Source organism: Paenibacillus sp. VT-400 (assembly GCF_001029205.1).
Lineage (GTDB): Bacteria > Bacillota > Bacilli > Paenibacillales > Paenibacillaceae > Paenibacillus > Paenibacillus amylolyticus.
Genome location: NZ_LELF01000067.1, coordinates 4,352,818 through 4,378,466, shown reverse-complemented (window position 1 = coordinate 4,378,466; position 25,649 = coordinate 4,352,818). Strand labels below are relative to the sequence as shown.

Genomic DNA, 25,649 nt, shown 5'->3' with positions numbered 1-25,649 from the left:
GTGCACCGTAATTCAGCAGGAGAAGTGGGGAGCTTGCAACATGACAACGATACTTCATAGTATTTTACTGTGGTTATTGTATCTTTCATCTTTTTACGCCTTTATTCCAAGTTTGATCAGTAGGCTTTTTGGTTTTCGTGTATTTCGACGGGGAAGAAGTGATACACAATTTGCATTAACGTTTGACGATGGACCAGATCCACATTATACGCCAAGACTGCTCGATCTGCTTCGTCAGCATCAAGCAAAAGCCACATTTTTTGTCGTTGGAGAACATGCAGCGAGTCATCCTGAACTCATACAGCGCATACATGAGGAAGGTCATCTTATTGGCATTCATAATTATATTCACAAGACGAACTGGCTCATGCGGCCACGTACCGTTCGAGATCAGATTCAGCGAACAGGTCAGATTATTCATGAAGTAACCGGCGTGAAGACTTGTTATTATCGTCCACCGTGGGGGATTATGAATTTGTTTGATTTTTTCAGCAAGAAAGAACGAAAAATTGTACTGTGGTCCTCCATGTTTGAAGACTGGAGAAGCCGAGTAGGTGCCCAGAGATTGACCGAACGGATGCTGAAGGAACTGAGAGGCGGAGAGGTCATGCTGTTGCATGATCGAGGAACGACCCTTGGTGCTGATGCACACGCGCCGGAGCAGATGCTTCAGGCGCTGGAAGTCGTCTTGCAGGAAGCTGAACGGCTAGGCCTGCAAAGCGTACGCGTTGATACGTTGATGGGAGGTATCATAGTGAGCGAATCTCAGAACAAAACGCAATTACAGACACCATTGAAGCTATGGAAACGAATCGTTGTTGCCTTATGGTTGGGCTGGGAGAAGTTGTTCCACTGGGTATACCATCTACGGACGGCTTCGCCAGAGGACCCAATGCTGCACTTCAGATCACGTGTATATCACGGAGCACGGGTGGAGATGAATGATGGCCATGTCATTCAAAATGGAGATCCGGTGATAGAACTACATTTTGACAATCAGAAGTTGTTTGAACTTGGAGTGACGTCACGTTCCAGTATGCATTTGGCTATTCGCATGATTAGGACGATGGAACAGCAATTGCCTGATTTGGCACGCATGGTGGCACACGAACCCGAGTTACGCTCTGCCAAGGCCATATACGGTGTGAGTATGATTAACAGAGGCCCAGAAAAATTCGGATTTACCATACAAGAATTGCCTCCTGGACCGTTCAGTGCTGCATCCAAAGTATACTTGAAGCTGCTGTTAAGTGTAATCCACCCGGCAGGAACCAAACGTTTGAAACAGCGTACTGAACAACTGGTACCCAAGATGATTGCCATGCCACTGGATCTATTATTGGAACGTTACGGTCAACATACGATGCAGGTAGCAGCAACGGTAGAAGAATCCAGAGATGAATCGTTGTTAATTGAACAAGAGATACTGCCAGAGCGGAACTAAACGGACTGATAACACCAACCAGCAAAAGAAAAGGGTTGCCCTTCGCCAGATTTGGCAGAAGAGCAACCCTTTATTTATTAGTGAATTAGATACTCAGTACGCCACCGTTGCTTGCATTGGTAACCAGTTTGGAATAACGAGCCAGGTAACCGGTTTTTACTTTCGGTTCAAAGCCTTTCCAACCTGCGCGACGACGTTCAAACTCTTCGTCACTGATGTGCAATTCGATGATACGGTTGTTCAGATCCAGCTCGATGATGTCTCCTTCTTCAACAAAGGCGATTGGACCACCCTCAGCTGCTTCCGGAGAGATATGTCCGATACTGATTCCGCGGGATGCTCCAGAGAAGCGTCCATCGGTGATCAGACCAACTTTGGCACCCAATCCCATACCTACGATCTGGGAAGTAGGAGCCAGCATCTCAGGCATACCTGGTCCGCCTTTTGGTCCTTCATAACGGATAACAACAACATGTCCTTCTTTTACTTTGCCGTTAGCAATACCTTCGAGCGCTTGCTCCTGGGAGTCAAAGCAGATGGCAGGACCTTTGTGGTATCCGCCAACCGAAGCATCAACTGCACCAACTTTGATGATAGCGCCTTGTGGTGCAAGGTTACCAAACAATACAGCCAGGCCGCCTTTTTCGGAATGCGGGTTATCCAGGTGATGAATGACATTTGTATCCTGAATTTCTTTTCCTTCAACGTTCTCACGGATTGTTTTACCTGTTACCGTAATGCAGTCTCCATGAATTGCGCCTGGTTTCTTGAGCAATTCGTTCAGCACTGCGCTTACGCCGCCTGCATTGTGAACGTCTTCGATGTGGAGATCGGAAGCAGGTGCAAGTTTCGCCAGATGTGGAACGCGGTTAGCTACTTCATTAATACGTTCGATTGGATACTCGATACCTGCTTCATGAGCCAGTGCCAGCGTGTGCAGTACTGTATTCGTAGATCCGCCCATCGCCATATCCAGTGCAAACGCATTATCGATCGCTTCTACAGTTACGATATCACGTGGTTTCAAGTCCATTTTGATGAGTTCCATCAATTGGGTAGCGGATTGTTTAACAAACTCACGACGCTCAGGAGCAACGGCAAGGATGGTTCCGTTACCTGGCATAGCCAGTCCCATCGCTTCTGCCAGACAGTTCATGGAGTTTGCAGTAAACATACCGGAACATGATCCACATGTTGGACAGCCGAACTGTTCAAGTTCAAGCAAGCTCTTATCATCGATTTTACCTGCTTGGTAAGCACCTACACCTTCAAATACGGAAGTCAGGGAAAGAGCTTTACCATTGCTGTCACGACCAGCTTTCATTGGTCCACCACTTACGAACAGGGTAGGGATGTTTACGCGAAGCGCACCCATCATCATGCCTGGTGTAATTTTGTCACAGTTCGGGATACATACCATGCCGTCGAACCAGTGTGCAGATACAACGGTTTCCACGGAATCCGCGATAATGTCACGGCTTGGCAGCGAGTAACGCATACCAATGTGTCCCATGGCAATACCATCATCTACTCCGATGGTGTTGAATTCGAATGGAACGCCACCGGCTTCACGAATAGCATCCTTTACAATTTTACCGAATTCCTGAAGGTGGACGTGGCCGGGCACGATATCGATGTATGAGTTACATACGGCAATAAACGGCTTGCCGAAATCCTCTTCTTTAACGCCCGCTGCGCGGAGCAAACTCCGGTGTGGTGCACGGTCAAAACCTTTTTTGATCATATCGGAACGCATCTTCTTGGCTGACATGGTGTATTCCCCCCAAATATATAATATTGAGCAACATGAATGGAAAAGTAAATGGCAGTGCATCTGTCGTTTAATTTCATCCGTACTCTAAAAAAAAGGACCGGCATGCCGGTGTCGAGCTCCCCGTAGTTTGTGAAATTCTTTGCTGCTTTAAACCCGTGAACACCCGGTTTTTCTATTGAGTCTATCACAACCGTCGTCATATTTCTACAATCAATAGAAAGAAGCCTCAAACCATTTTCATGGAATTAGACTTCTTGATTTACGGGAAAGCTATGATCATGTTTCGATGTGGCGAGCGGAATTAATTAGTTGCTTCCGCCTTTGCGTCCAATCTCACGATAGAATTCCTTATTATGAGTTTCGGAGGTTGCTTCGCCGCCCTTGCGACCAATCTGCTTGTAAAAGTCAGTGTCATGGGCATCTGAAGTCGCTTCTCCACCTTTTTTTCCAATCATCTGGTAGAAGCTTCGGTCATGGTTCTTGGAAGTCGCTTTGCCACCTAATCTGCCAGCTTCCTCACGGCTCATCTTGTGTTCTGACGTCTGTTGACGTGCCATTACAAATCACTCCTTACAACGATAAGTTGTTTTTTGTAGCGCGTATCCCTAATTTACCACCTTATTTCCAGCCTGAAACAATTCACTAGGATAGAATCGATGGTGAAGAGATCCGTCAGAGAATTAGGCCGACCGTTTAAACACCTCATGTCGATTGAAAGAAAATCGGGATATATCTGGTTCAATTACGGGTTTGAACGTGTGACGTACAGCCGGCAGAGCCAGTGTGACTGCGAAGAGTATGGCAATGACAAGTATGACTGGAATATACGCCGAGCTTCCCATATAACTGTAGACTCCGGACCAGATTGCGAGACGAACGAGAAACCCATGCAGCAGGAACACATAGAGTGTGCGTCGTCCAAGGTCCGTCAGTCTGGAAGTCAAGGAAGGTACCCAAGCCAAGAACAGTGCTGCAGATGCGATTTCCAGCAAGTAGACACCCACCCGGAAGATGCCGGCATACCATTCGTGGTGACCCAATTCGGCGTACGTCATGCTTCCGAGTAACCATCCGGATGAAATATTCAAACCCCCATACCCGATCCATACCAACAGTGCTGCAGAGAAGATGGCTGCGGTTTTTCGCCCCCAACCGGATAATAAACGTGAACGGATGGTTGCTCCATAGTCATAACCGATGACAAAAAACGGCAGAAAAACAAACGTACGGCTGAAGCTGAGCCAGAACCCGTCGATGGGCAAATACCCGGCAATTATACCGAGCGCAACGGATCCAATCAGCCGATATATCGGTTTCCAGGAAATCGTCAGACGAAGCAACAGTCGCCAACAGAAATGACTCGCGAGAAACCATAACAGCAAGTAAGGTGCAAAGAAGGATAGCCGCATATGGGGTGTGTGGAATACGGTGAAGTCCATCAATGCGTATAAGGACTGAAACAGTACATACTGTAGTGCAATCTGCTTCAGGACGTTTCGCCCAGATTCACCCTGGAGTGAGTGTGTCGCAAAATACCCGGTTACCCATACAAAGAGTGGCATGTGAAACGTATATATCCACAGGAACAGAGCTTCCGCTCCTGCAAAACGTGTAATGAGTGGTTCAAGTGCATTACCAGCTAGGACACAGACGATAAGCATAAAGCGCAGATTGTAAAAGAAAGATTCCTGATCATCCCGGATCAGTGTCTGATTTTTCATGGTGTAGCCCCCTTATAGACCCTGTTTGCAAGGTCATTTGCATCTGTAATAAGGGTAATATGGATGTTCATTATCTATTGTGATTTAATTCACATTAGTAAGCGTTATCTTTTATCAAAGCTGTGACAACAAAATGAACGCAACGGGATTGACAACGGTTGCATAGAGGATGACAATAGAAAAAGAAGATGAGGGAATGTAACTATAAGGAGGGAAGAAATCATGTCAACGAGTCCCTATCCAAGCCCGGAAATTATTACGTTTGGGGAGAGTATGGGTTTGCTGACTGCCAAGGATACAAGAGGGCTGGAATATGCAGCCACACTGGACAAGTCTTTCGGGGGTGCTGAGAGCAATCTGGCTATTGGTGTATCCCGCCTGGGGCATACCAGTGGTTGGTTTGGACGCTTGGGCAATGATCCGATGGGCAGTATGATTCTGAAAGCCATTCGCGGTGAAGGCGTAGATGTATCCCGAGTACGTTTAAGTGATGACGAGCCCACTGGTTTGATGATTCGTGAGAACGCTTCCGGGAAAGCTTCGGTGCATTATTATAGGAAGCTATCTGCTGCAAGTGCGATCACACCTGATGATCTGGATCCCGACTATATTGCCGGGGCGAAGATATTGCACGTTACGGGGATAACGGCAGCGATAAGCCCCTCCGGACTTGCTACGGTAGAAGCTGCCATACATATTGCCAAACAGGCAGGGGTGAAAGTAAGCTTTGATCCAAATCTGCGTCTCAAACTATGGTCTGCGGATGAGGCCCGTCCAGTTTTACTGCGTTTAGCTGAACTGGCAGACTACTTTTTACCGGGTCTGGACGAGATGAAACTTCTATATAACGAAGAAAATGATCAAAAAGTACTTGAGCGTTTATCTGCCATGAATGCTGTGTGCATCGTGAAGGGTGGCCCTGATTTGACCTATGTATTGGCGAATGGTACCCTAACGGAAGTTCCGTACTTTAAGGCGGATTATGTTCTGGATACGGTAGGAGCAGGAGATGGTTTCTGTGCGGGATTTTTATCGGGTTTATTAAAAGGATACTCCCCGCAGGAAGCAACCCGTCTCGGCAATTTGACCGGCTCCATGGTTATACAGGCTGTTGGCGATTGGGAGGCGCTCCCGACGTGGGGGCAGGTCGAGGCCAAGCTGAACAACGTTGCCCATGTTGAGCGTTAGTCGCTCTAAATCATATATGGCTCATCTTCGTTCTTAAATGTAAGGCTTGTATACACAACCACCACATTGACAAGGGAGAGAATGAAATGAAGAAGCTTCAGCTGTTGCAAAAGATTACGGACAATGGGGTTGTGGCAGTTCTGCGTGCAGATTCTGCGGATCAAGTCATTGCCATGGCCGAGCAAGCGATTGCGGGTGGCATTAAAGTTATCGAGATTACGATGACAGTACCCAGTGCCCTCAAAGCCATTGAAAAATTAAGCCGTGTATACCATTGGAACACACAAGATCCAGAGAAATTCGCGATTATTGGTGCGGGAACGGTGCTTGAACCGCAAACGGCAAGAGCGGCCATCATGTCGGGTGCCGAGTTTGTAGTCGGACCTTCCCTGAACCCGGATACCGTGCAGATCTGCAACCTGTATCGAATTCCAATTCTGCCTGGTGTGATGACGATTGCTGATGTTCAACGCGCATTGGAACTCGGTGTGGACATTGTGAAGTTGTTCCCGGGTAATCTGTACGATCCTTCGATTATCAAAACGATGAAGGGCCCTATGCCGCAGGCGAATTTTATGCCAACTGGCGGGGTATCCTTGTCTAATCTGGGGGATTGGATCAAGGGTGGAGCAGTCGCTGTAGGGATCGGCTCCGACTTGACAGCGGAAGCTGTGAAGACGGGTGACCTGAGTCATGTCCGTCGCAAAGCGGAACAATATATGGATGCTTACCGCAAGGCCAAGGCTGAATAATATTTTTAATTCGTAGAAGAGGGGAGCCTGATGGACGAAGGCTCCCAATTCTGTGAGCCGCGGCACCTGCGGAAGTGAAGAAAGGTGATTAATGTTGAGAAATCGGTATAATACAGGGCGCAAGAAGAGGGGCATCGGGAAATTCCTGCTCGTACTTCTGGCGCTCATTGTCATTGGATGTGGATTTGTTGCGTGGAAATTATTCACACCATACGGTCCACAGGAAACAGCCCAAACGGCTATGGAAACAGCCAATCCGGTGACGGTGAGTGAACAAGAGAACTGGATTGATTTTGTGCCAGACAAACCGACGGGGAAAAGTGTACTTTTCTATCCTGGTGGACTGGTAAAACCGGAAAGTTATGCACCACTTGCGCATGAGCTGGCTGCTGCGGGTCATCACACGATTATTGCCAAGATGCCAGTTAACCTGGCAGTGCTTAAGCCAAACTTGGCAGATGAGATTCTGGCCGCATATCCAGAAGAACAATTTGTTATGGGTGGACACTCTCTCGGCGGGTCCATGGCTGCACGTTATGTAGCCGCACATCCAGATGCACTTCACGGGATCTTCTTCTTGGCATCTTACCCGGATGAAAAAGGAAGCGCAAAGTCACTTGGAATACCTGCTTTATCTATTCTGGGTACTAAAGATGAGGTCGTGAATGCTACGAAGTATCAGAGTGGACGAATGTATCTTCCAGAAGACACGGTATATTACACCATTGAAGGTGGTAACCACGCCCAGTTCGGTGATTATGGTCATCAAAAAGGAGATGGCGAGGCGGAAGTGAGTGGAGAAGAACAGCTGAATCAGACGGTCAAGACGGTACTGGCTTGGTTAAGTACCATCAAGTAGATTTTGATTATTCTGCATTAAGGGTTGAATGCATTTATAGCATAACTTGATGGAGGTGATATGGATGACCATGCTTCAAGTGAATGGAGCGCAGATCCCATGTAAAGCTATCCTGTTCGATAAAGATGGAACACTGCTGGAATTCCTCCAGTTATGGGGGCCGTGGGCAGAGACGTTGCTGAGTCAGTTACAAGCACGTATGAATGAGCTTGGAGCTTCATTTACGGTTGAACGGGAGCACGTCCTGGGCACTATTCATAATGCAGAAGGTCACATTGTCGGCTATGATCCGCAAGGTCCACTTGCCATTGCGACTGTGGATGAGTGCACGGGATTGCTTGCCGGGCAGTTATATGCAGCAGGCATGCCATGGAATGAAGCGATCACAACGATACGCCAATTTTCAAGTGTGGCCATGAAATCGGTAAGAGAGCGCAAATCGGCTGAACCGATGCCAGGATTACTTGCTTTCTTACAGAGTTGCAGGGCAGCAGACATACCTCTGGCAGTCGTCACTTCAGACAGTACAGCGGCAGCAGAAACACATCTGGATTGGATGGGGATCCGTTCCTTTTTCACCTCCATTGTGGGCTGTGATCGGGTGACCCAGGGCAAACCAGATGGAGAAGCAGCACTCTTGGCTTGCCGTGAATTACATATCGATCCTGCGGAGGCCGTTGTAATTGGAGACAGCAATGGGGATATGCAGATGGGGCGTCACGCAGAGGTATCCTATACCCTCGGTTACTGTCCGCAGTTAGATCAAGGATCTCACCTGGTTGATGCCCATGCCATTATTCGTCATTATAATGAGATAAGCGTGATTTTATAAGTCACCCTGACCTGATTGGACTATATAAATTGAACTAACATTTACACGAAATGGAGAGGACAGAAATAACCTGAAGAAACGGAGTGTTCGCCTTTATCCTCGGATTTTCCCCTTAGGAAAGGAATCAAAAAAAATCTGTGGATAACAGCGATCGGAAGGTTGTTCTGTCCTCGGAGTGGTCAGTGTAAATATTCTTTAGTTCAATTTATATAGTAAATAAAAGGAGGAGAGAGGATGAACGCAACAGAACAACTGGCTGCCTGGATTCAGGAAAGCTCCCGGATTGTTTTTTTCGGAGGGGCAGGGACTTCAACGGAAAGCGGGATTCCCGACTTCCGCTCGGCTGCGGGTCTGTATCAGACGGAGCAGCATTCGCCTTATCCACCGGAAGAGTTATTAAGCCGGCATTTTTTTGATCAACATGCTGATATTTTTTATGATTTTTATCGTGGAAAAATGCTTCATCCAGATGCGGAACCAAATGGGTGTCATCGACTATTGGCCCGTCTGGAGCAGGCGGGAAAACTTCAGGCAGTGATCACGCAAAATATCGACGGACTACATCAGAAGGCAGGTAGCAGCAATGTTTTTGAACTTCACGGTTCAATTCATCGTAATGCCTGCATGGATTGCAAGCAGTTTTATACGCTAAATGATATTATACAGTCCCAATATACCGTGCCTCGCTGTACCACATGTGGTGGTGTGATCAAACCGGATGTGGTGCTGTACGAAGAGGAGCTGGATCAGACGACATTGTATCGTTCCATTGATGCACTGTCTTCTGGAGATCTGTTACTCGTGGGAGGCACGTCACTGACGGTATATCCGGCGGCCCAGTTAATTACGTATTTTCAGGGAAAACATACCGTTCTGCTCAACGCTACACCTACCGCTTACGACAGCAGGGCTGATTTGCTGATTACAGAGCCGATTGGCGAGGTAATGAATAATGTGGACCAGATTCTTGGTTAAACGTACGTACTGAATAACCGCATTATCCGGTATAGACCGGATACAAGAGGCGGAACCTGGGGAAAGAAGGGATTCATAATGGTCTACGTAGCAAGCGATACTCGCTATGAAACGATGAAATATAACCGCGTTGGACGTTCAGGTTTGAAACTGCCAGCGATTTCACTGGGGCTGTGGCATAATTTTGGCGGTATTAATAACGCTGAGAATGGCCGTAATATGATTACCCGATCATTTGATCTGGGCATTACACATTTTGATCTTGCCAACAATTATGGCCCACCGGCAGGTTCGGCAGAGCAGTTATTTGGACAGGTACTGGCCCAGGATCTGAAACCTTATCGTGATGAACTGGTGATCTCCACCAAAGCGGGGTATTATATGTGGCCCGGGCCGTATGGCGAGTGGGGTTCACGCAAAAATCTGGTATCCAGTCTGAATCAGAGCTTGAAGCGTATGGGCCTGGATTATGTAGATATTTTCTATTCACATCGTTATGATCCCGAAACGCCTTTGGAAGAAACGATGATGGCACTGGATCATATTGTTCGCTCGGGCAAAGCCCTTTATGTAGGGATCTCCAACTATCCCGCAGAGCAGACGAGACAGGCTGCCGAAATTCTGAAAGGTCTGGGTACGCCCCTGTTAATCCATCAACCGAAATACTCGCTGCTGGACCGCTGGATTGAAGATGGTTTGCAGGACGTGCTGGATGAGTATGGAACAGGCAGTATTGCATTCTGTCCATTGGCACAAGGTGTGCTCACGAACAAATACTTGAATGGTATCCCGGAAGACTCACGTGCCAAAGGACCGTCGGTATTCCTGAATGAAAACAACATCTCTCCAGAGACGCTCCGCAAAGTGCGTGCGCTGAACCAGATTGCAGCAGCCCGTGGTCAGAGTTTGGCCCAATTTTCACTCTCATGGGTGCTGCGTAATGGCAGGGTAACTTCCGCGCTTATTGGCGCAAGTCGTCCTTCCCAGATTGAAGAGAATGTGGCTGCACTCAGCCAATTGGATTTCTCTACAGAGGAATTGGAACGGATTGAATCCATCCTGTCTCCGGAGCCTGATGACAAATAAATAAAGTGTAAAAGGTGCATCTTAGCCATAATGGCGGAATGCACCTTTTTTTGTCGTACGTGTTCCGTCCGTTGTGTTGCTCACCGTTTGATTTGTTGAGCATTCTGCTGTAACCCCTGATGTAGTGGACGGGACAGTATTTTCTCTCGATACAAGCTAGGCGCTTCACCGTGAAATCGTTTGAACTGTTTGGAGAAATATAGTGCGTCTGGCAGTCCAACCGATGCAGATACCTGTTCGATGGACAGATCCGGGCGTTCTCTCAGGAGTTGGCGCGACTTGTCGATCCGTAGTTTTAGCAGATAGGTGACTGGGGAAAGACCGGTTTCCTGTTTGAAAATACGGGATAGATACGCGCGGTTGTATCCAAGACTCGCAGACATTTGTTCAATGGAGACAGGGTAGGCATATTGGGTAGACATATATTGAATCATCTGTTTCACCGTACGTCGGATGGAGGATTCACCGGGAATTAAGGTTTGACCCTGCGAAAGGTGATTCTGTGCTTCGGCTAGAATCATATATAACGTACCCAGTGATGTGAAATGGGAGCTTTCTTTGCGCTCGGCAAAAGCATCCTGCATCACGGATAGCCAATCGGATATTCCACAGGATGGTCCAGCATGAAAAACGGACTTCTCGGGGCGGAATCCCGCCTCCTCGGCATGTTGGCCAGCCTGGCTGCCTGTGAAGGCAATCCAGCGATATTGCCATGGGTTGCGGGCATGTGACTGGTAGCTTACCAGCTGCCCGGGATGAATGAGGAAACAATCACCTTCGGATAACTCGTAGGTGTGCAGTTCGGTACGGAACGTACCAGCTCCTTTTTCTACATAGTGCAGCAGATAATAATCAAACAGTTTGGGTCCGAGGGCGTGACCGGGAAGTGTCTGGCTTGCCCCGGCAAACAGGACATGCAGCGCTCCTTGTTCATAATAGACGGGATTGGAGGCAACCGAATAACTGAGTGCTCCGCTTTTACCGGAAGGTGGTTCCTGAATTTTCTCTATAGAAGGTGCAAGGGAGTCTTTCTTCGAGTTTGAGTGATCTGCCATGGTCATTTCCTTCTTTCTGGGATGCTCCGATCATTATAAGCCTTAAGGTCACATTTATCCATATGAAACACACATGGTTGCATTACATGAGGCACCGCTTTCTTATATAATAACATTAAGAAAACCACAACAACGAGGCGAGGTGCACCAGCAATGAACGTAACTGAATTGAAACAAAAGTTTATTGAGAAGTACGGAGAGAGTGGAGCGGACATCCGTGTGTTTCATGCCCCGGGGCGTGTGAATCTGATCGGTGAGCACATTGACTATAACGGTGGATACGTGCTTCCGGCAGCACTTGAATTCGGAACAACATTGATCATTCGTGAGCGTCAGGACAACAAGTTGCAACTGGCTTCCACGAACATGTCTTATGAAGGGGGACTAGACACTTCCTCCATCGGTAAGGAAAAAACCGGAGAATGGACCGACTATCCTGTTGGTGTCATGGTTGAACTGCAAGGCAAGGGCGTGAATGTAACAAAAGGGTATGACTTCCTGTACCACGGGGAGATTCCGAACGGGGCAGGACTTTCATCGTCTGCATCACTGGAGGTACTCACCGGATTTGCGATTCAGTCTCTGGAGGGCGTAGCAGATATTGATACGGTTCAACTGGCGCTTTTGTCCCAGAAAGCGGAAAATGAGTTCGTAGGTGTCAACTGTGGAATCATGGATCAGTTCGCTGTCGCTAACGGTGCACAAGATCACGCGATTCTGCTGATGTGTGACACACTGGAGTATGAAAAGGTTCCTTTCCGTACAGGCTCCTACAAATTGGTCATCGGTAACACGAACAAACGCCGCGGTCTGGTGGATTCGGCTTACAATGAACGTCGCTCCCAATGCGAGCAGGCACTTGCCATCTTGAAGGAACAGCTGCCTGCACTGAATTACCTGGCTCAATTGACGCCAGAGCAGTTCGTAACATTACAGGATCAGATCAAGGATGAGAAAGTAAGACAGCGTGCACAACATGTTGTGGAAGAGAACGCGCGTGTACTCGCATCGGTCGAAGCATTGCAGGGTAACGATCTGGAAACCTTCGGCAAGCTGATGAACGCTTCTCATGAATCGCTTCGTGACTTGTACGAAGTAAGCTGTGATGAGCTGGACGTTATGGTTGAAGAAGCTCAGCGGATTCCAGGCACGCTTGGTGCCCGGATGACTGGTGCAGGATTTGGCGGTTGTACCGTATCACTTGTGCATGAAGATGATGTCGAACGTTTTGTAAGCGAAGTGGGCGCTGCATATGAAGCGCGTACCAATCTCAAAGGTGATTTCTATGTATGCGGTGTAGGCGACGGTGTTAAAGAATTGAAGGAGGCGAAGTAAAATGGCAATTTTGGTGACAGGTGGAGCAGGGTATATTGGTTCTCATACAGTAGCAGCATTGTTGGAACGTGGAGAAGAAGTTGTTGTACTGGATAACTTGCAGACAGGGCATCGTGAAGCGTTGCTCGGCGGTAAGTTGTATGAAGGGGATCTGCGTGACAAAGAAATTCTGGCGAAGCTGTTCGCTGAGAATCCAATCGATGCAGTCATTCACTTTGCAGCCAACTCACTCGTAGGCGAGAGTATGAAAGACCCGGTTAAATATTATGACAACAACGTGTTTGGTACACTCTGTCTGTTGGAAGCGATGAATGCAGCGAACGTACGCCGCATCGTCTTCTCCTCTACAGCAGCTACCTACGGTGAGCCTGAGAAAGTGCCAATCGAAGAGAGCGATCGTACAGAACCAACCAACGTATACGGCGAAACAAAGCTGATGATGGAACGCATGATGTCATGGTTCGATAAAGTTCAAGATATCAAATACGTTTCCCTGCGTTACTTCAATGCAGCCGGTGCACATGACAGCGGTAAAATTGGTGAAGATCACCAACCAGAGAGTCACCTGATTCCACTGGTGCTGCAAACGGCTTTGAAACAACGCCCGCACATCGCCGTGTTTGGTGACGACTATGCAACAGAAGATGGCACATGTATCCGTGACTATATCCACGTGAGCGACTTGGCTGATGCACATCTGCGTGCAGTAGATTATCTTCGTAAAGGTGAGAACAGTAATGTGTTTAACCTTGGTAACGGTACAGGATTCTCAGTGAAACAAGTGATCGAAACAGCCAAAAAAGTGACTGGCCTCGATATCCCGGTTGTACAGGAGCCACGTCGTGCAGGTGATCCGGCTGTGCTGGTAGCTTCATCTGCAAAAGCGAGATCTGTCCTGGGCTGGAATCCAAAATGGACCAATCTGGAAGATGTCATTCAAAGCGCTTGGAGCTGGCACCAATCACGTCCTGACGGCTACGGAAAAAACTAGGAGGCGAACACCTTATGTCACAGACTCATATTGCAGCAGGTGCCACAGAGCGGACACCGGAGCAGCAGGAAGCACTGCATGCCATTGAACGTCTGGTTGCATTTGCCTTGCAGAAACAATTAATCGAGGAAGCGGATTGGGATTACAGCCGCAACCTCTTGCTGGAACAATTCGGATTCTCAGAGCCTTATGCCGGCGAGTTGGACATGAATGTGCCCGATGGCCCACAGGCTATGCTGGATACGTTGATCGATTATGGATTTTCCATTGGACTCATTCCTGAAAATAGTGATACATTCCGTGATTTGCTGGATGCCAAAATCATGGGTCATTTGATGGCACGCCCATCCGAAGTGGTACGCGCATTCCGCCACACGGAGCAGACGGAAGGCATTGAGGCGGCCACATCTCAATTCTATGACTTGTCGATTAACTCCAACTACATCCGTATGGATCGGATCTCGAAGAACGTCTACTGGACACAGGACACGGCCTATGGAGACATGGAGATTACTATCAACCTGTCAAAACCGGAGAAAAGTCCAAAAGAGATTGCCATGGCGAAATTGCTTCCGCCGCCGGTATATCCTAAATGCCAGCTGTGTCGTGAAAATGTAGGTTACGCTGGTCGGGTGAATCACCCGGCCCGCCAGAATCTGAGAGTTATTCCGCTGGAACTTAACAGCGAGCCGTGGTTGTTCCAATACTCGCCGTATGTGTACTACAACGAGCACTGCATCATTTTCCATCATGATCATGTGCCGATGAAGCTGACGAAGGATACACTGCGCAGACTACTTGCCTTTGTCGGGGAGTATCCGCATTACTTTATCGGATCTAATGCAGATTTGCCGATCGTAGGTGGATCAATTCTGACACATGACCATTTCCAGGGCGGACGTCATACATTCGCGATTCAAAATGCACAGCCTGAGGCGGTCTTCCGCCATGCGGATGCACCTGGACTTACATTGAGTCTTGTGAAATGGCCAATGTCCGTAATGCGTTTGGCTTCACACGATCCTGCAGAGTTGCTAGAAGCGGGTAACGCCGTATATGAAGCGTGGAAGGTCTACAGTGATTCTGCTGTGGATATCGAAGCATGCAGTGAAGTGGACGGGGAACAAGTACCACACAATACGGTAACACCAATCGTTCGTCGCAGTGCAGACGGTGGGTATGAGATGGATCTCGTCTTGCGTAACAACCGCACGAATGATGTGCATCCTGAAGGGATTTTCCATCCGCACCGTGAGATGCACCATTTGAAAAAAGAAAACATTGGTCTGATCGAAGTGATGGGGCTTGCCATCCTGCCAGGTCGTTTGAAAGAAGAGCTGGACAGTATCGCGGATATCCTCGCTGGAAATGATAAACTTGCTGAAGCCGCCAAAGCTTCTGATCATGTGTTGAACAAACATCTGGGCTGGGCGGAAGAATTGATTGAACGGTTTGGTCCTAACCTGGACAAAGAACAAGCCGTTGCCATTGTACAGCAGGAAGTTGGCTTGAAATTTGCCGAGATTCTGGAACATGCAGGGGTCTACAAATATGATGAAGCAGGACGCCAGGCTTTCCGTCGTTTTGTAAGCAGCATGGGATATACTGAATAGACATGTAGAACGATGAACACCAGCCCATAATACAAGGGCTGGTGTTTTTTTGAATATGATTTTTAACGGAGTTGTGAGCCAGTCGTTTGTTCTGTTGGAATTGAACGATAGATCAGGGCAGCCAGCTCGGCTCGGGTTAGGGAGTCATCTGGCCTGAACTGTCCGTGATATCCCACAACCATTCGAGTCTCGGCCAGTGTGGCTATGTAGTCGTGAGCCCAGTGGGAGGAGGGCACATCCTCAAAAGAACTCGTTTGGATCAGCGGCAGGTCCAGCGCGAGTACCAGAATTTTTGCTGCCTCAGCACGTGTAAGTACCGCATCCGGATGGAAGAAATCATTTAAGCCGTTCGAAATATGGAATCCATCAATAAGGCCGACTTCTTGTAGTCGAGATATAGCATCAAAGTAGGGATGTGTGGGCTCTACATCTTCAAAGGGAGCAGCCTTTCGGATTATCGGTAGCTCAAACGCTCCGTTGATTATACGAGCCATGTGTTTACGCAAGATTGGCTGGTTAGGCCTGAATGTGGCATCGGGATATCCCTTTATCAGACCACGTGCAGCGATATTTTCAATCATCAAGCGTGCCCAGTGGGTTGAAATATCACTGAACACAACTGGGGTCAAAGGTGTTGTTGGTTCTTTAGGTTTAGGTTCAACTTTAAGTTTAGGTTCGGTTTTAAGTTCCGTTCCTGTATCAGGTTCCTGGGATGATGCGTCAGTAATAGAGCTACTGGTCCAGAAAGAAGGACTGCCACCATGGTTTTCAGAGCTATCAGTCTTTACCCATTTGGCATATAGCGTTATGTCCCGACTTACGGTATCTCGGTCAAAATTCCAGGGAAGAGATAATGCCGAATCTATGTACCATCCATCAAATGAAAACCCGCTCTTGCTGGGCTGAGTGGGAGGCGCTATTGCTTGATTATTCCTAGTAATAGTAGAGGAAACGGGGCTTCCGCCTTGAGAGTCAAAAGAGACGGTCAAAGCGGAAATGGGATCTTCCTTATTCGTATATTTGGACGCAGTTGTCACTGAACTCGTCCACTTGGCGTACAGCGTGATGTCCTCAGTCACGGTATCTCTGGCAAAATCCCAGGGAAGGGAGTATACCGAATCCATGTACCAGCCTTCAAACAAAAACTCGTCCTTGGTAGGCTGAGTGGGAGGTACAATGGTTTGCCCATAAGTGGCTTGAGTGACTGCAACCGGGTTCCCTCCAATGGAGTCAAAGGAGACGATCACATTCAGTTTTTGAAAGGGAATGTCATCCCAGTAAGCGAAATCTTGAGCCTCTGAAGGATCAAAACCCGTAATAATAAGGGATGAGTTTCCATCAAACGCTGAGAAACCAATTGACAAGACACTAGCTGGAATGAAGACAGTCGCCAACCGATTGTCCGCAAATGCCATCGGCCCGATAGAGGAGACACTATCCGGAATGACGACAGAAGTCAGTTGATTGTCCATAAATGTAGCATGTCCAATGGAAGAGACACGATTTGGAATAACAATGGAAGTCAGCTGGTTAGATGCAAATGCCCAGTATCCAATAGTTGAGACATTCTCTGGGATAACGACAGTAGTCAGTTTATTGTTTGTAAATGCACTATTTCCGATCGACATAACAGTCTCGGGAATAACGACAGAGGCCAGTTGGTTGTTAGTGAATGTGGAGTTCCCAATTGTGGATACACTGTCTGGAATGACGACAGAGGTCAGCCGGTTGTATGCAAATGCCAAGTCTCCAATAGTCGTGACAGTCTCTGGAATGACGATAGAAGTCAGTTGATTGATTTCAAATGCCCTTTCTCCAATAGTGAAGACGGTATGCGGAATAACTACAGAAGTCAAATGATCGCTGTAAAATGCTTTTTCACCAATAGAAGTAACTGGTTGACCGCCAATGGTTTCGGGAATAATGACATCTTTCGAAGTGCCTACATAGTCGTTTATTGTGATTCCATGAGCATTAGCGCTCGTTATGAAGTCTTTTTCTTTATTCGGCTCAGCATACATAACCATCTGTCCCCAGGGTACGAGGAACATTAACAGAGCAAAGACGAAGATGCTTGCTTTTTTCAATCCAATAACCTCCTTAATATTTATTTTAAGAATTTTGAAGTTCTTTTGGTTACAGTACAACTGTTCGATGAGATTAACAATACTGAATCTTCAATAGGTGACCCGAGGGGACATGGGGGCGCGGTATTTGAATGACGGCACTCATATTCGTTCTCAGAAATGGAAGATGTCAGTTCCCGCATGTATAATGGTGGAAAGCCATTGAATACATAACTCAATGAAGAAACGGGGACGAATAATTGGAAAAGAAGGCATTGAATATTCCGTTTATTACAGATGCTGAGGAACTGCAAGGCATGGTGGGTGAACCGCATGAACATGTGCGTAACAAGGCAATTTCATTTGTGGATTCACATGTTCAGAACTTTATATCCATGTCACCATTATTTTTCCTCTCCACCTCCGATCGTGATGGAAAAAGTGATGTGTCACCTCGGGGTGATGGAGCAGGATTTGTGAAAGTCTATGATACATATCGGCTCGTTTATCCCGAACGCCCAGGCAATCGGCGGATAGACTCGTTGTTGAACATGTTGTCGAACCCTGGTATTGGTATGCTCTTTTTGATTCCGGGTATGAATGAAGTGTTGCGTATTAATGGCACAGCATCCATTACTAAGGATGAGGAATTCATCGCCAGTATGGGCTGGAGTGGTAAAACCATAGGTGCGGCTGTCATTGTAGATGTGGAAGAGTGTTTTATCCATTGTCCGCGGGCATTCAAACAGGCTGGATTATGGGCCTCAGAAACATGGGTAGATGCTGACAATTTGCCTTCAACGAGCGAGATGTTTCGAGCTCATTTGGAGATTAACGGGTTGTTATAAAGTGAGTGACTATCGATTTGTTTTTCTATAAACAGGGTACTATAATTGGAGTTGCACTAAAAATTCTAAACTCCATTGGAGGCGACAATAGATATGAGATCTTTCCAATTCTATAATCCAACCCGGCTGATTTTCGGCAAAGGACAACTGGAAGCATTGAAAACAGAAGTGCCGAAATACGGTAAACGGGTTCTGCTTGTATATGGTGGCGGCAGTATCAAACGCAGTGGTCTGTACGATCAAGTAATCGGTTTGCTTAAGGAAGCTGGAGCAGAAGTGACTGAGCTGGCAGGTGTGGAACCTAACCCGCGTCTTTCTACGGTGCATAAAGGGGTAGACCTCTGTAAAACAAATAACATCGACCTGATCCTCGCTGTAGGTGGAGGTAGTGTACTAGACTGCTCCAAAGCTATCGCTGTAGGTGCCAAATATGATGGCGATATGTGGGATTTTGCTCAGCGCAAAGCCGTTGCACAGGACGCTCTTCCACTGGGTACGGTATTGACGATGGCAGCAACGGGTTCGGAAATGAACTCCGGTTCGGTTATTACGAATCAGGATACACAAGAAAAATTGGGCTGGGGTAGCGCATACTCATTCCCTGCATTCTCTATCCTGGATCCGGTGAATACATACACTGTTCCGCTGGACCAAACGGTATACGGCATGGTGGATATGATGTCCCACGTATTGGAGCATTACTTCCATCTGGATGCCAATACACCGGTTCAACTCGGCTTCTGTGAGACGATTCTGCGTACTGTCATGGAAGCAGCGCCACGTCTGGTTGAAGACCTGGAGAACTATGAACTGCGCGAAACAATTCTGTATTGCGGAACAATGGCACTGAATGGCGTACTGAATATGGGTCTCGCAGGAGATTGGGCAACACATAATATTGAACATGCGGTTTCCGCAGTGTATGATATCCCACACGGCGGTGGACTTGCAATCTTGTTCCCACACTGGATGAAACATAACCTGGACGTGAATGTGGATCGATTCAAACGTCTGGCAATTAATGTATTCGAAGTGAACCCTGAAGGCAAGTCGGACAGACAGATTGCTGAAGAAGGTATCGATGCGCTCAGCAAATTCTGGACATCCATTGGTGCACCTAACCGTTTGGCAGATTACGATATCGATGACAGCCAGATCGACGTAATGGCTGACAAAGCGATGCTGTTTGGCCCATTCGGTAATTTCAAGAAACTGCAACGGGAAGATGTTGTATCCATCTACAAGGCTTCTCTGTAATTCTATAATCACTGCAAAGTGAAAGGACACATTCTGTTGTCCAATAACCGCAAGTCTCCTTCATGGGGGCTTGCGGTTTTTTCGTGTATTCGGCTGTACACGTGAATAATGGAGGAACTTGAAGCAAGGCGAACAGAATGTCGTGATAATCCCCATTATCGGGTTCAGAATACAATTGAGGAAAGATTTTGAAACATTTCCCCCCTTGCTACGTATTTATTTACATGTGGAATGCTCAGTTAGGATGAATTTGCGGCAGAGAGAGGAGGAACAGGGGATGGAAACAATTTATTGGGGGTGTCTAATCGGAGGGGCGATATTTGCGGTTGTCAGCCTTGTGCTGGGTGACTTGATTGACGGCTTGCTGGACGGAGCCTTCGAAATGCCAGGTCTTGATTTTTTCAAACCCGTTGTGTTAGCTGGTTCCATTACAACCTTCGGTGGGGCAGGTATTTTGCTGACACGTTATAGTTCATTAAGTGCGATGTCGGGTCTAATATTATCCCTGCTTATAGGTATTGCTGCAGCCATGCTGGTATTCTTCGCATATATCAAACCGATGCGTAACAGCGATGTCTCGATTGCATTTTCAATGAAAGAGTTATCTGGGAAAATTGGGGAAATTACCATTCCGGTGCCGGAAAAAGGTTTTGGCGAAGTAATGATTCGTTTTGCATCCGGTAGTACGATTCAAACGGCATCCAGTTTTGAACACCTCCCCATTGCGGCGGGAGCCCGTGTTGTTGTGGTGGATGTTGTAGATGGTGTACTGCGTGTGTCGGAATGGGATGAAAATGTACTTAAAGATTTATAAAGTATTCTTATCAACTAAGTAGATTAAGCACTCATCATGAATGAATAAGGGGAGAGATGTGGAATGGAAAATTTGAATTGGGATGTTTTGTTGATTCCTATAGTTGTAGTCGGTGTCATTCTAATTTTAGGTCTGGCTTTCTGGGCGAGATACAAAACGGTTGGACCGGATGAAGCGATGATCGTTACGGGATCATTCTTGGGTAGCAAAAATATCTCCGATGATGATTCTGGCCGAAAAATTAAGATTGTTCGTGGTGGCGGTGCATTTATCCTGCCGGTATTCCAGCAATCTGAGTTTATCTCCTTATTGTCCCACAAGCTGGATGTCTCCACACCTGAAGTATACACGGAGCAAGGGGTTCCGGTTATTGCTGACGGTGTAGCTATTATCAAGGTTGGAGGCGCTGTAGAAGACGTTGCTACGGCAGCTGAGCAATTCATCGGTAAACCTGTAGAAGCGCTGAGAAGCGAAGCACAGGAGGTACTGGAGGGGCATTTGCGGGCCATCCTCGGTACAATGACGGTGGAAGAAGTATACCGGAACCGGGATCGGTTTGCGCAAGAGGTTCAAGGCGTAGCAGCTAGAGATCTGAAGAAAATGGGCCTTCAAATTGTCTCATTTACCATCAAGGATGTTCGTGATAAACAGGGCTACTTGGATGCTCTCGGTAAACCGAGAATTGCTGCTGTGAAGCGTGATGCCGAGATAGCTGAAGCGGAAGCGATGCGTGATGCACGTATTCAGAAGGCCAATGCAGAAGAGCAGGGTCAAAAAGCAGAGTTGCTGCGTGATACCAATATCGCTGAGGCAGCCAAAGAGAAGGAACTGAAAGTAGCCACGTTTAAGCGGGATCAGGATACAGCCAAAGCGGAAGCCGACCAGGCTTACCATATCCATGAAGCGCGCGCGAGACAGACCGTGGTGGAGGAAGAAATGAAGGTTGAACTCGTTCGTAAAGAACGTGAGATTGACCTCCAGGAAAAAGAAATCGTCGTACGTGAGAAACAATACGATGCTGAAGTGAAGAAAAAGGCAGAAGCGGATCGTTATGCGGTAGAGCAGGCTGCCGAAGCGGATAAAGCCAAAAGAATGCGTGAAGCTGATGCAGTACAGTATTCCATCGAAACACATGCCAAAGCAACAGCTGAACAGAAGCGACTTGAAGGTCAGGCCATGGCGGATGCGGAACTTGCCAAAGGTACAGCAGATGCAGAAGTTATTCGTTTGCGTGGTCTTGCAGAAGCAGAAGCAAAAGAAAAACTGGCCGAAGCGTTCCAGAAGTTTGGCGAAGCAGCTGTACTCGATATCATTGTCAAAATGCTGCCTGAACTGGCTGGTAAAATTGCAGAGCCAATTGCATCCATTGATAAACTGACGGTGGTAGATACAGGTAAAGGTGAAGGTGCAGCACGAGTGAGTAACTATGTTACTGAACTTATGGCGACCGCTCCAGAGATGCTCAAAAGTGTATCCGGCATCGATGTAGAGCAGCTGATTAAAGGCCTTACGAAGTCTAAAACACCTGCGCCAGTTGCCATTCAACAGAGCGAGGCTGTTACAACTCCTTCGATAATCGACAAGATTGTGGAAAGAGCTGGAGTTGACGAGTAAGAAGCACTTCGAATCTTGCATGGTTGCTCTATTGACCTTAAGGCGAATTTTTGTTACTTTTTAAGCGAGACGTCCGGCGCGGTTTGCCCGCTCCGGGTGTCTTTTCGTTCGTAACAGGGTGTGACTTAATCACACCTAAGATGGTGTGAAAAAGAGGTGCAAACAATGAGCAGCTTGCATGTAGATAAAGCGCTAAATAATAATGTAATCATTGCACAGCATCCAGAACACGGGGAAGTCGTTGTTATTGGTAAAGGCATTGGCTTTAACCGAAAACCGAGTGATCACATTCCATTGATGGCTGTGGAGAAAATGTTCATTTTGAAAAACCAGCAGGAGCAAGAGCAGTACAAACAGCTTCTTCCACAGGTGGATGAAGCACTGATCGAGATTATTAACGAAGTTATTACGTATATTGCAGAGCGTACGGACGTTCCTCTGAATGAACATATCCATATTGCATTAACCGATCACATTTCTTTCGCGTTAAAACGCAAGGAGCAGGGCATTATCATACAAAATCCATTTTTATATGAAACCCGCGAGATTTACCCTGAAGAATATCGAATGGGAGAATACGCTGTTCGTCTGATCAAAGAGAAAATGGGTGTAGATCTGGGGATGGATGAAATTGGTTTTGTTGCCCTCCATATCTATAGCGCAATGACCAATCAAAATATATCCCAGGTACGTGAACATTCGCAATTGATCACTGATTTGGTGAACCTGGTGTCTGATCAACTCGATTATTCGTTTGAAACGGAATCGCTTGATTACTCTCGTTTGCTGACTCATCTTCGGTTCGCCCTTGAGCGTGTTCGCCGTGGAGACAAAGTGGAAGAGCTTCATAAGTTGGATTCCCTGCTTAAGTTGGAGTATCCCGAAATGTACTCGCTTGCATGGAAACTGACCAAAGTAATGGAGAAAAGACTGAAACTGCCGGTTTATCCTGCAGAGGTAGGTTATCTGACCATTCATCTGCAAAGGCTGAATCAGCGGAAGGAAGAAGAGAATAAGTGAGATCATTCCAGTGATGGAATGCGGAATTTATTTTTTTGGTGTAAAGGCTTGCAATAGATTAGAACTGGTGCTACAATGGTTTCCGTAATCAAGCAACTGAATAAACATAAGCGACGTGTTACTGACTCGATCAGGCATGAGTTAATTAAAGTGTGATTGTTCTTTCCTTGTACAGGGTATGCTATACCCCAAGGTTGGCACAGTTTACTTTATTAATTCATGCCTTTTTTTGTGTTCCCTTGCTTGCATCACAACATATAAATTAGACGAAAGGGAGAAACGACGCGATGTTCAAAAAGCTTTTTGGTGTATTGCAAAGAGTAGGTAAAGCTCTCATGTTGCCTGTAGCCATTCTACCTGCGGCAGGTTTGCTGCTTGGAATCGGTAACATGCTGGTTAATCCAGATTTCTTGCAGTATGTAACGGCGCTCGACACCCCTTGGGTGAACTCGATCGCAACAATTATGATGAACGCAGGTCAGATCGTATTTGATAATCTGGCATTGTTGTTCGCCGTCGGTGTAGCTGTCGGATTGGCTGGTGGCGAAGGCGTTGCAGGTCTTGCAGCGATCATCGGTTACCTGGTCATGAATGTTACATTAGGATCTGCGGTAGGTGTTACTCCGGCAATGATCGGTGAAGTACCGGGTTATGCCAGCATCTTGGGTATCCCAACATTAAGTACAGGCGTGTTCGGAGGTATTATCATAGGTATTGCCGCCGCGCTGTGTTACAATCGGTTTTTCAAAATCGAACTGCCGTCTTACCTCGGTTTCTTTGCAGGTAAACGTTTCGTTCCGATTATCACATCGGTAGTATCCCTTGTAATCGGGTTGCTTCTGGTGATTATCTGGCCTCCGATTCAAAATGGACTGAATGCTGTATCTCACTTCATGGTAGATACAAGTCCGACCTTGTCGGCATTCATCTTCGGAGTTGTGGAACGGTCATTGATTCCGTTCGGTTTGCATCACATTTTCTACTCCCCATTCTGGTTTGAGTTTGGTGAGTATGTGAATAAAGCCGGAGATGTTATTCGTGGGGATCAGAAGATTTTCTTCAGCCAGTTACGTGATGGCGTTGCTCTCACAGCAGGAACATTCCAAGTTGGTAAATTCCCGTTCATGATGTTCGGTTTGCCAGCAGCGGCACTTGCGATGTACCATGAAGCAAGACCGGAGCACAAAAAGTATGTTGCAGGGATCATGGGTTCAGCTGCGCTGACCTCGTTCCTGACAGGGATTACAGAGCCACTTGAGTTCTCGTTCCTGTTTGTAGCACCAATCCTGTTTGCAGTACACTGTATCTTTGCAGGTTTGTCTTTCATGACCATGCAAATTCTGGGTGTAAAGATCGGTATGACCTTCTCCGGTGGGTTCATTGACTTCCTGATCTTCGGGATTATTCCGAACCGTACACCTTGGTGGGACGTTATTATTGTCGGATTGGTTCTTGCGGTGATCTATTACTTCGGTTTCCGGTTTATCATTCGCAAATTCAATCTCAAAACACCAGGACGTGAAGATGCAACGCCTGAAACCGAATCTGGCGGAGGCTCTGGTTCAACGGATGACCTGCCACATAACATTCTCGAAGCTTTCGGTGGCAAGGAAAATATCAAACATCTGGACGCTTGTATTACTCGTTTGCGGATTGAAGTTAATGAGAAATCCAATGTGAAAAAAGATCGTTTGAAACAATTGGGTGCATCTGGTGTACTTGAAGTGGGTAATAATGTTCAAGCCATCTTCGGAACACGTTCCGACACGATCAAATCTCAGATGCAGGATATTATTGCAGGACGAACTCCAGCACCAACGCCAGCAGCTGCCAAACCAACTCCTGAAGAGGAGAAGGCACAAGGTGAGCAGGGCGAGCGCATCGTTGCTGAGGATATCGTCATGCCAGTCAATGGTGAATTGCTGGACATTACAAACGTACCTGATCCGGTCTTTGCTGAGAAAATGACAGGTGATGGATTCGCAATTTTGCCACATGATGGTACGATAACTTCTCCTGTGTATGGTAAAGTGTTTAATGTATTTCCAAGCAAACATGCCGTGGGCATCATGTCCGATGGTGGTAAGGAAGTGCTTGTTCATATAGGTGTTAATACGGTGAAGCTGAAAGGTCAAGGCTTTAACGTACTGGTACAGGAAGGTGATCTGGTATCGGCAGGTCAGCCGATTATGGAAGTGGATCTGGAGTATGTCAAAGCAAATGCTCCTTCGATCATTTCACCAGTTATTTTCACTAACCTGCCAGAGGGCTCCACAGTAACTCTGAAGAAGAGTGGAGTGCTGAAAGTTGGCGAACAGCCAATCATTGAGATAAAATAAGAAGTGTTACGACGATGGCAAGCAAGTGTAAATATATGCAATGCCTAAACCAAACTACTGAAAGTG

The 25,649-nt window shown here is 47.0% G+C and carries 20 protein-coding genes and 1 pseudogene; 16 read left to right on the top strand and 5 right to left on the bottom strand.

Annotation, left to right across the window (positions count from 1 at the left end; genetic code table 11):
- Window positions 1–40 precede the first annotated feature (40 nt).
- The gene (locus EL84_RS29680; RefSeq protein WP_047844060.1) at window positions 41–1,444 is read left to right on the top strand and encodes a polysaccharide deacetylase family protein; all 1,404 of its coding nucleotides are present in this window, start codon (window positions 41–43) and stop codon (window positions 1,442–1,444) included.
- An 85-nt stretch (window positions 1,445–1,529) separates the two neighbouring features.
- Here the strand turns inward: EL84_RS29680 and ilvD are convergent, their stop codons facing one another.
- The 3 genes and pseudogenes from ilvD to EL84_RS29665 form a co-directional block, all read right to left on the bottom strand.
- Window positions 1,530–3,215: a dihydroxy-acid dehydratase gene (ilvD, locus tag EL84_RS29675; protein ID WP_036616973.1), complete on the bottom strand. Its 1,686-nt coding sequence runs from the start codon at window positions 3,213–3,215 to the stop codon at window positions 1,530–1,532.
- A gap of 317 nt (window positions 3,216–3,532) precedes the next feature.
- Window positions 3,533–3,775, bottom strand: a pseudogene (locus tag EL84_RS29670) (KGG domain-containing protein); the annotation flags it as partial.
- A 123-nt stretch (window positions 3,776–3,898) separates the two neighbouring features.
- On the bottom strand, window positions 3,899–4,939 hold the full coding sequence (locus EL84_RS29665; protein WP_047844058.1) for an acyltransferase family protein: 1,041 nt from the start codon (window positions 4,937–4,939) through the stop codon (window positions 3,899–3,901).
- A gap of 222 nt (window positions 4,940–5,161) precedes the next feature.
- Here EL84_RS29665 and EL84_RS29660 point away from each other — a divergent pair, with 222 nt between their 5' ends.
- From EL84_RS29660 to mgrA, 6 genes are all read left to right on the top strand, one after another.
- Window positions 5,162–6,127: a sugar kinase gene (locus EL84_RS29660; RefSeq protein WP_047844057.1), complete on the top strand. Its 966-nt coding sequence runs from the start codon at window positions 5,162–5,164 to the stop codon at window positions 6,125–6,127.
- Window positions 6,128–6,213: 86 nt separating this feature from the next.
- Entirely contained in the window at window positions 6,214–6,879 is a 666-nt protein-coding gene (locus EL84_RS29655; RefSeq protein WP_047844056.1) for a bifunctional 2-keto-4-hydroxyglutarate aldolase/2-keto-3-deoxy-6-phosphogluconate aldolase, read from the top strand.
- Window positions 6,880–6,970: 91 nt separating this feature from the next.
- Window positions 6,971–7,738: an alpha/beta fold hydrolase gene (locus tag EL84_RS29650; protein WP_047844055.1), complete on the top strand. Its 768-nt coding sequence runs from the start codon at window positions 6,971–6,973 to the stop codon at window positions 7,736–7,738.
- A gap of 64 nt (window positions 7,739–7,802) precedes the next feature.
- Window positions 7,803–8,570 carry an HAD family hydrolase gene (locus EL84_RS29645; protein WP_047844054.1) on the top strand — a complete coding sequence of 256 codons (768 nt, stop codon included), beginning with the start codon at window positions 7,803–7,805 and terminating at the stop codon, window positions 8,568–8,570.
- A 234-nt stretch (window positions 8,571–8,804) separates the two neighbouring features.
- The gene (locus EL84_RS29640) at window positions 8,805–9,545 is read left to right on the top strand and encodes an NAD-dependent protein deacylase (RefSeq protein WP_047844053.1); all 741 of its coding nucleotides are present in this window, start codon (window positions 8,805–8,807) and stop codon (window positions 9,543–9,545) included.
- A 78-nt stretch (window positions 9,546–9,623) separates the two neighbouring features.
- Window positions 9,624–10,631 (top strand): L-glyceraldehyde 3-phosphate reductase, encoded by a 1,008-nt coding sequence (gene mgrA / locus EL84_RS29635; RefSeq protein WP_036616991.1) that lies wholly within the window; start codon window positions 9,624–9,626, stop codon window positions 10,629–10,631.
- Window positions 10,632–10,711: 80 nt separating this feature from the next.
- Here the strand turns inward: mgrA and EL84_RS29630 are convergent, their stop codons facing one another.
- Window positions 10,712–11,686, bottom strand: coding sequence for an AraC family transcriptional regulator (locus tag EL84_RS29630; protein WP_235431605.1), 975 nt, complete (start codon window positions 11,684–11,686; stop codon window positions 10,712–10,714).
- Window positions 11,687–11,839: 153 nt separating this feature from the next.
- Between EL84_RS29630 and EL84_RS29625 the strand changes: the two genes are divergently transcribed.
- The 3 genes from EL84_RS29625 to EL84_RS29615 are packed head-to-tail and all read left to right on the top strand — an operon-like array spanning window position 11,840 to window position 15,625.
- Window positions 11,840–13,021, top strand: a complete 1,182-nt coding sequence (locus tag EL84_RS29625; protein ID WP_047844052.1) for a galactokinase — start codon at window positions 11,840–11,842, stop codon at window positions 13,019–13,021.
- Between the two features lies 1 nt (window position 13,022).
- Window positions 13,023–14,012 (top strand): UDP-glucose 4-epimerase GalE, encoded by a 990-nt coding sequence (gene galE / locus EL84_RS29620; RefSeq protein ID WP_047844051.1) that lies wholly within the window; start codon window positions 13,023–13,025, stop codon window positions 14,010–14,012.
- Between the two features lie 14 nt (window positions 14,013–14,026).
- Window positions 14,027–15,625 (top strand): UDP-glucose--hexose-1-phosphate uridylyltransferase, encoded by a 1,599-nt coding sequence (locus EL84_RS29615; RefSeq protein ID WP_047844050.1) that lies wholly within the window; start codon window positions 14,027–14,029, stop codon window positions 15,623–15,625.
- Between the two features lie 62 nt (window positions 15,626–15,687).
- Here the strand turns inward: EL84_RS29615 and EL84_RS31050 are convergent, their stop codons facing one another.
- Window positions 15,688–17,712, bottom strand: a complete 2,025-nt coding sequence (locus EL84_RS31050) for a leucine-rich repeat protein (RefSeq protein ID WP_053061657.1) — start codon at window positions 17,710–17,712, stop codon at window positions 15,688–15,690.
- 239 nt (window positions 17,713–17,951) lie between these two features.
- Between EL84_RS31050 and EL84_RS29605 the strand changes: the two genes are divergently transcribed.
- The 6 genes from EL84_RS29605 (at window position 17,952) to ptsG (ending at window position 25,583) form a co-directional block, all read left to right on the top strand.
- Window positions 17,952–18,539 carry an MSMEG_1061 family FMN-dependent PPOX-type flavoprotein gene (locus tag EL84_RS29605; protein WP_235431604.1) on the top strand — a complete coding sequence of 196 codons (588 nt, stop codon included), beginning with the start codon at window positions 17,952–17,954 and terminating at the stop codon, window positions 18,537–18,539.
- Between the two features lie 93 nt (window positions 18,540–18,632).
- Window positions 18,633–19,796: an iron-containing alcohol dehydrogenase gene (locus EL84_RS29600; protein ID WP_047844049.1), complete on the top strand. Its 1,164-nt coding sequence runs from the start codon at window positions 18,633–18,635 to the stop codon at window positions 19,794–19,796.
- 277 nt (window positions 19,797–20,073) lie between these two features.
- A complete protein-coding gene (locus EL84_RS29595) occupies window positions 20,074–20,610 on the top strand; it encodes a membrane protease regulatory membrane protein (RefSeq protein WP_047844048.1) in 537 nt (178 codons plus the stop codon).
- 63 nt (window positions 20,611–20,673) lie between these two features.
- Window positions 20,674–22,224 (top strand): flotillin family protein, encoded by a 1,551-nt coding sequence (locus EL84_RS29590; RefSeq protein ID WP_047844047.1) that lies wholly within the window; start codon window positions 20,674–20,676, stop codon window positions 22,222–22,224.
- 165 nt (window positions 22,225–22,389) lie between these two features.
- Window positions 22,390–23,244 carry a glucose PTS transporter transcription antiterminator GlcT gene (glcT, locus tag EL84_RS29585; RefSeq protein ID WP_047844046.1) on the top strand — a complete coding sequence of 285 codons (855 nt, stop codon included), beginning with the start codon at window positions 22,390–22,392 and terminating at the stop codon, window positions 23,242–23,244.
- Window positions 23,245–23,531: 287 nt separating this feature from the next.
- Entirely contained in the window at window positions 23,532–25,583 is a 2,052-nt protein-coding gene (ptsG, locus tag EL84_RS29580; protein ID WP_036617007.1) for a glucose-specific PTS transporter subunit IIBC, read from the top strand.
- Window positions 25,584–25,649: the final 66 nt, after the last annotated feature.

Bases quoted from the DNA above. Each gene is read 5' to 3' on its own strand.
- EL84_RS29680 (WP_047844060.1), top strand. From the start codon at position 41: ATGACAACGATACTTCATAGTATTTTACTGTGGTTATTGTATCTTTCA.
- ilvD (WP_036616973.1), bottom strand. From the start codon at position 3,215: ATGTCAGCCAAGAAGATGCGTTCCGATATGATCAAAAAAGGTTTTGAC.
- EL84_RS29665 (WP_047844058.1), bottom strand. From the start codon at position 4,939: ATGAAAAATCAGACACTGATCCGGGATGATCAGGAATCTTTCTTTTAC.
- EL84_RS29660 (WP_047844057.1), top strand. From the start codon at position 5,162: ATGTCAACGAGTCCCTATCCAAGCCCGGAAATTATTACGTTTGGGGAG.
- EL84_RS29655 (WP_047844056.1), top strand. From the start codon at position 6,214: ATGAAGAAGCTTCAGCTGTTGCAAAAGATTACGGACAATGGGGTTGTG.
- EL84_RS29650 (WP_047844055.1), top strand. From the start codon at position 6,971: ATGTTGAGAAATCGGTATAATACAGGGCGCAAGAAGAGGGGCATCGGG.
- EL84_RS29645 (WP_047844054.1), top strand. From the start codon at position 7,803: ATGACCATGCTTCAAGTGAATGGAGCGCAGATCCCATGTAAAGCTATC.
- EL84_RS29640 (WP_047844053.1), top strand. From the start codon at position 8,805: ATGAACGCAACAGAACAACTGGCTGCCTGGATTCAGGAAAGCTCCCGG.
- mgrA (WP_036616991.1), top strand. From the start codon at position 9,624: ATGGTCTACGTAGCAAGCGATACTCGCTATGAAACGATGAAATATAAC.
- EL84_RS29630 (WP_235431605.1), bottom strand. From the start codon at position 11,686: ATGGCAGATCACTCAAACTCGAAGAAAGACTCCCTTGCACCTTCTATA.
- EL84_RS29625 (WP_047844052.1), top strand. From the start codon at position 11,840: ATGAACGTAACTGAATTGAAACAAAAGTTTATTGAGAAGTACGGAGAG.
- galE (WP_047844051.1), top strand. From the start codon at position 13,023: ATGGCAATTTTGGTGACAGGTGGAGCAGGGTATATTGGTTCTCATACA.
- EL84_RS29615 (WP_047844050.1), top strand. From the start codon at position 14,027: ATGTCACAGACTCATATTGCAGCAGGTGCCACAGAGCGGACACCGGAG.
- EL84_RS29600 (WP_047844049.1), top strand. From the start codon at position 18,633: ATGAGATCTTTCCAATTCTATAATCCAACCCGGCTGATTTTCGGCAAA.
- EL84_RS29595 (WP_047844048.1), top strand. From the start codon at position 20,074: ATGGAAACAATTTATTGGGGGTGTCTAATCGGAGGGGCGATATTTGCG.
- EL84_RS29590 (WP_047844047.1), top strand. From the start codon at position 20,674: ATGGAAAATTTGAATTGGGATGTTTTGTTGATTCCTATAGTTGTAGTC.
- glcT (WP_047844046.1), top strand. From the start codon at position 22,390: ATGAGCAGCTTGCATGTAGATAAAGCGCTAAATAATAATGTAATCATT.
- ptsG (WP_036617007.1), top strand. From the start codon at position 23,532: ATGTTCAAAAAGCTTTTTGGTGTATTGCAAAGAGTAGGTAAAGCTCTC.